General features: G+C 51.7%; 2 protein-coding genes. One reads left to right on the top strand and one right to left on the bottom strand.

Going from position 1 to position 5,847, the window contains the following annotated elements; all coding sequences use genetic code 11:
• Positions 1 to 63 precede the first annotated feature (63 nt).
• Positions 64 to 1,193, top strand: a protein-coding gene (locus NH195_RS00015; protein WP_155846026.1) for an IS3 family transposase whose coding sequence is annotated in 2 segments (ribosomal slippage) — positions 64 to 307 and positions 307 to 1,193 — 1,131 coding nt in all. Because the reading frame shifts where the segments join, the coding sequence is not laid out codon by codon here.
• Positions 1,194 to 1,899: 706 nt separating this feature from the next.
• On the opposite strand, the gene NH195_RS00010 is transcribed toward NH195_RS00015, so the two are convergent.
• Positions 1,900 to 5,580: a hypothetical protein gene (locus tag NH195_RS00010; protein ID WP_155846025.1), complete on the bottom strand. Its 3,681-nt coding sequence runs from the start codon at positions 5,578 to 5,580 to the stop codon at positions 1,900 to 1,902.
• Positions 5,581 to 5,847 lie beyond the last annotated feature (267 nt).

Here is a 5,847-nt window from a genome sequence, read left to right as displayed (position 1 = left end):
TGGACGTGTCACGGTTTGATGCCGCTCCTTTGATAGCCTTTACTGGAACAAAGGAGACTGACTATGGGACTGAAACGGACGGACGAATTTCGCCAAGATGCAGTGCGTATTGCGCTGACCAGCGGGTTGACGCGCAAGCAGGTGGCTGATGATCTGGGCGTTGGCATGTCGACGCTGAACAAATGGATCACAGCACACCGAGACACGAAGGTGGTTTCACAAGAGGATTTAGACCTCGCCAAAGAGAATGAGCGGCTTCGACGAGAGATCCGGCTTCTCAAGGAGGAGAGGGAAATCCTAAAAAAGGCCACCCAGTTCTTCGCGGGCCTAAAGCAATGAGATTTAGGTTTGTCGAGGAACACAGGAACCATTTTCCAGCCAACCGTTTATGCAGTGTCGTTGGCGTCAGCACACGTGGCTTGCGGGCCTTCCGTAGTCGCCCTGCCAGTCGCAGACAACGATCTGATATGGTCACGCTTGCACACATCAAAGAACAGTCCCGCCTGAGCCTTGGTAGCTACGGCAGGCCGCGAATGACCGAAGAGTTGAAGGAGATCGGTCTGGACGTCGGTCATCGCCGTGTGGGCCGCTTGATGCGCGAGAACGGCATCCGGGTCGAAAGATCGAAGAAATACAAGGTCACGACGGACAGCAACCATGCGTTCAACATCGGGCCAAACCTGCTGAACCGGGACTTCCACGCCGATCAACCGAACCAGAAGTGGGCGGGCGACATCAGCTATGTCTGGACGCGAGAAGGATGGCTCTACCTGGCTGTTATTCTTGACCTGCATTCTCGGCGGGTGATCGGCTGGGCAGTCAGCAATCGCATGAAACGCGACTTAGCGATCCGAGCATTGAACATGGCCATAGCTTTCCGGGCGCCGCCCAAAGGCTGCATTCATCATACGGATCGCGGGTCGCAATATTGTTCACATGACTATCAGAAGCTTCTGCGCCAGCATGGCTTCAAGGTGTCGATGAGCGGCAAGGGCAATTGCTACGACAATGCTGCTGTCGAAACGTTCTTCAAAACCATCAAAGCCGAACTGATCTGGCGCAAGTCATGGGAAACGCGGCGGCAAGCTGAAGTGGCGATCTTTGAATACATCAACGGGTTTTACAATCCGCGACGACGCCACTCAGCACTAGGCTGGAAAAGCCCCGTCGCATTCGAACGGAAAGTGGCTTAAACGAGCACATGGGGCGGCACGAAAACGGGACAGGTCCAAGAGTCTGCAAAAGGGCCCGAGGGTCACTCTCATACTTGGCGTGCTCGCTCTTGCCGTACTGGCGGTTTGCAAGTGATTTCGCTGAGATCAACGTCAAACACTTAAACAACTCCGGAGCTGAGTCAGCGAGTTGACCGTTGCCAAAGCAGGTTGAAAGAAAACCAAAATTCTCACGGACGAACGTGTCATCGGATCCATCCCAAAACTTGTCGAAGCTCAAAATGTCTTGTGGCTTGTCGCCGAAACCCCAGCGCCGACTAGCAAACATCGGTAAGACAGATAGACAAGACAATCCTTGGAGTGGAAGCTCAATGTCATATCGGCGCTCGCCTTCAGGGTCGCGATACCTGTCCTCATGATGGTGAAGGATTCCGGGAGCCAACTCTTCGTCTAGCAAGCCGATAGCGTCGTCAGTCAGATTGGAAAAACTATAAATTATGTCAGCGTCGAATGCATGCAGCCACGACGCATAAGCGGGATCAACCCCATCCGGGGATGCAGGGATAATCGGAGTGCGTCGACCAGACCAACGACTGAAACTCTCGGCAATGATTTTGTCGATCAATAAGTTTTCGCACGTAGCCAAATCTACGAGGTATGCTACGCGCAGAGGCCTTGCCGTACCTTCAATCTTCCGATGCGCGGGCTTCTCCCACATAGCCGACTCCTAAACCAAGGACCTCTTTTTTACGGCGAAGACAATGCCTTCAAACTGCATCTCGGTGAGTAAACCTGCCCGCACTTGTCTCGACAGAACCCGCAAATCAGCGCGCTCTCCGACCAAAGCTATCAGCTCGGCCAAAAACTCCGCCGACTCATTATTTGCCCTGCATTCAACATAACGATTAGCCCTATCGATTAGTTCTCTCGATGAAATCGAATTGCGCCGACGGATACTCGACCACAAGTAGGCAGCCATCTCAATACTGCTTCGATTTTCCAGTTCGGCATCAAGTTCCCGAAAAGCCGCCTCATCATTGATCTGCTTGAATGCCCAACCGTCCTGAGGGAGGCGACTGTCCAAGTGAACGGCGCGCCATGCATCGAACCCTTTCTCGTTGCATTCTTCCCAAATCTCTTCAATCAAGTGATCGTCAAAATGATCTAGGTAGGGTTCAAGGGCTTCTAGCTGCACCAAGTCAGTTATGCCTGGTCTGCTTGAATTGCGAATACCATAGGCAAAGCCGAGATGCTTGAAGTACTCTTGTTTGTCTTCAACTTTCTCAAAATGCCGCGCATGAATCTCAAGAGTCGCGGGTGTTGCAATACACAACAGAACATGAGGGTAGTTGTAGCGGTGCTGCAAGTCTTCCCAGTGGTCGAGGATAACGCGTTCTGCGAATTCATCTCGGCGATCTGCCAGAATGTCAGTTATGGTGCTGTCCGCGCTGTAGTCTGGTTTGTCGCCTGCATTCAATGCGCTACTAATCTCTTCCAGTTTTTGCACCATGAGGTCTTCGAACAACCGACTGTCGAACTGGCGAATGAACTGAAACCAGTAGACTCCGGTCGTATGGCGCTCTTCGATCTTTACTCTTAAGTCAGAAACGGCAGAGACGTCGCCAATCTGGCATCTGGAAAGAAGCAACTCGTCCTCAAGGCCTTTTGGCGGGCATTCGGCGAGCCGTTGCAGCACCTTCACGCTAGCGGATGCTCGCCAGAGCTGGAAGCAGCGCTTTCGGAAGAAGAATTCGTTTTCTGTGTTCGCCCAGTTGGTTTCTAACACTCGCAAGGCGGATGCTGAGTACCGAACATTGTGGTCCATATCGGATCCGAACAGACTAAACCTCGAGCTCGCTAGCGAGTTGAACCACCCATCCTTACCTTCGCAACGCTTGTCGATATCAGCAATGTGAGACGCAACAAACGTAGCAGCCAAGGGATGATCGACCTGTTCAAGGCAACCATACACCACATGGCGCATGGCTGCTCTATTCTCTGCAAGCCGGATGAGCGGAAGGAGCGTCCGTTCGGACTTCACCCGTCGCAATCCACCAGACAGACAGTCCTTAGCCACCCAGTATCGTTTGTCACTCAGTCCAGACTTATCCTTGCCCTCCGGATCCTCGTGGGGCAAAGCCTCCCAAGCTCTGAAAACGCTAGCCAGCGTCTCTTGATCGATGCCACTCAAACAAGACACAGCTGCGAAAAGCATCCCGCGGGACAGTTCGTCCCCTCTTTCCTGCATGTTAGTCCAGCATTGAGCGACTGCCTTGGCTGTTCGAATGTCAGCGCACTCTCCAGCAAGAAAGAGTGCTGCTTCTCTTTGTTTGTCGGTTTGAGAGGTATCAACGAGTAATACAGATAGATCTTCGAACCATTGGTCACCATGCCGCTTGCGGGCATGCCTGATCAAACGATCTCGAAACGGCGCATTGGTGTAGGGGTCCGCAATGTAGCAAAGGTTCGCCGCTGCCTTGACGCTCCCATTTAGCACTCTCGCCTCGCGACCTGCATGCGAGTCCGAACTAGTGGCCTCCACCAATTTCTTGAACTGCGCACCCATTAGGCCGGCTATCTGCCATTCGATTTCCCACCGAATTTGCTTAGGAATGCCCTCAAGAAGCCCTTCTTCAATGAGCTCTTCGCAGAGTGATTTCAAGTGCTTGTTTCTGTTTGGGTTCTCATATTGAGAGTACTTCAACGCGCTAAAGCAGATTAGCGGATTGGTGCGCTTGGCGAAAATCCAGAATTCTTCAGGTGTATTCGGTTTGATTGCAGCTTGAGCTACAAGTTTTGAGTAGTAGGGATCAAGTAAGTAGCTGTGCGAGTACTCGCCTGTTGATAATGTGTTTGAGATTTTTCCGATCAAAAGGGCGTCTCTGACACGATCATGGCGGAAACCAAGCGTTACCTGTCCGCCTTGGAGAACTTCCCTGAAAAGGCGTCCCTCACTGCAAATCGACTCCATATCTGAGAATACATCCGAAGACTCAAAATCTGCATGGAGCGCTTCAAATGAGGGCTCGTTTGTCCGGTTCTCAAGCATCCAAGAAGCTATTGCTTCGACAGAGCGGCGAAGTGAGAAAACTGAGCGCGCGCTTGACTGACTTGCTTCTGACAGCGCGTCATTGACGTAAGACGAAAGAACTTCACTCTCCTTCCCTACGTCCTCTCCTTTCCATAGCCCGATCAACAGGGGATCGTTGCCTAGTCGCTCTCTGACAACATCGGCCTCAACGTTCGTCAATTCGACGCCTGCAGCAAAGCTCCGTCTCTTAATCGCTTCTCTCGCTTCGTTATCGCTGAAATCCGCCAGGTCAACTGTCCGGCATAGAGCAGCTTTGTTCATTTCGCTCGGAAGTGATCGGAGGTTTTCGGGCCATAAAGGACAAAGGACCCTTAGCTTACTCGCACGCGACGAATCCTTTGATCCGTTGAGTTCGCGAGCAGATCGGTTAAGCTTTGATATTAGGTCGGTTGGTGATGCCGATAAGTTAATATCTTCAATCCAAATTTGGACTTCTCGCCCTTCTGAAACACGAATGATGTCACCGACTGGATCGTCCAGGTTCAAGGAGGGAAATTCTGCGACTAGACTTTTGCGAATGGCTTGTCCAAGTGAAGAGCTATTTTCTAAGGCGTTGTGAGTGACGACAAATGCCAAACCGCCGTCATTGACCAGAGTGTTGCACATCTGATGACAGAATGCTGACTTTCCAGAGCCAGAGGAGCCACTAAGAAAAACCACCGGCGATGATATCGTTTCGATAGCCGGGCATGCGGACTGGGTTTCTCGAAATATCAACTGGTCACTTGGAACCAGAGGCGCATGCCTAATGAGATGCGTCTGGGAAATCTCGATCGCCAAGTCGCGAGACAGCCTTGTTTGCGGACTGCCAAAGAACTTGGAGCGGATGTACTGGCCATCTGGATTGATGTCCAAAATATTGGCCAACTTATCACTTGGCCAAATTTCCAATTCCACTTTGTCGCGTGCAGCTTCGCTATGGGCTTCTTGCACCAGATCAGATGGAGGCGTGTTTTTGCTTGTAAGGACAAGTCTAAGTTTATGTTCAGGGTTAGATTCCCGAAACGAAGTTAGCTTGCCAACGGCTTTGAACAGGTCACCGTTATTTGGATCTAGCCACTTCTCCCTGAGGTTGGCTCGAGCAGTAATTGTATGCTCGCAGGCGATAGCATACCATTGACCGTCTAAGGCCCTACAAATTGAGATTCCGTCCAAAGGGTCTGTAACTGTTTGCCCTATGGGGTTCACACCTGTGTGAACGATGCCCTTGTACAGCGGATCCGCGACACGGAGGGTACTTGTTGCCAAACGTTCGAACTCTCCGGCGTTTGTCATCGCTGCTATCGATAATTCTGTTGAGTTACTTGGTTCAGCCATGTAGCCGCAATCGTCCCTGCTCAGTCGCGATGTTCATGTGTTGAGCTCAGCATGGCCTCTTGTCATGCGTTCTTGAGGTGCTCTACCTGCTCCCAAATAGACCACATTGTATCTGCTATCGTCCAATTTTTGTTAGCAGGGCGCCTACGCAGCGAACGACCGCTTCCAGCCAGACGCACGTTTCCGCTCGCACTCGCAGCGAACGACCGCTTCCCGCCGATTCTGTTGAAAAACTGATGTTTGCGAGCGCAGAATTTGCGGTTCCCG

Origin of the sequence: Celeribacter ethanolicus (genome assembly GCF_001550095.1) — a bacterium.
Taxonomy (GTDB): Bacteria; Pseudomonadota; Alphaproteobacteria; order Rhodobacterales; family Rhodobacteraceae; genus Celeribacter; species Celeribacter ethanolicus.
This window is presented reverse-complemented; position numbering and strand designations above follow the sequence as displayed.

What these genes read in the sequence shown, in the direction of transcription:
- NH195_RS00010 (WP_155846025.1), bottom strand. Translation starts at nt 5,580, where the DNA reads ATGGCTGAACCAAGTAACTCAACAGAATTATCGATAGCAGCGATGACA.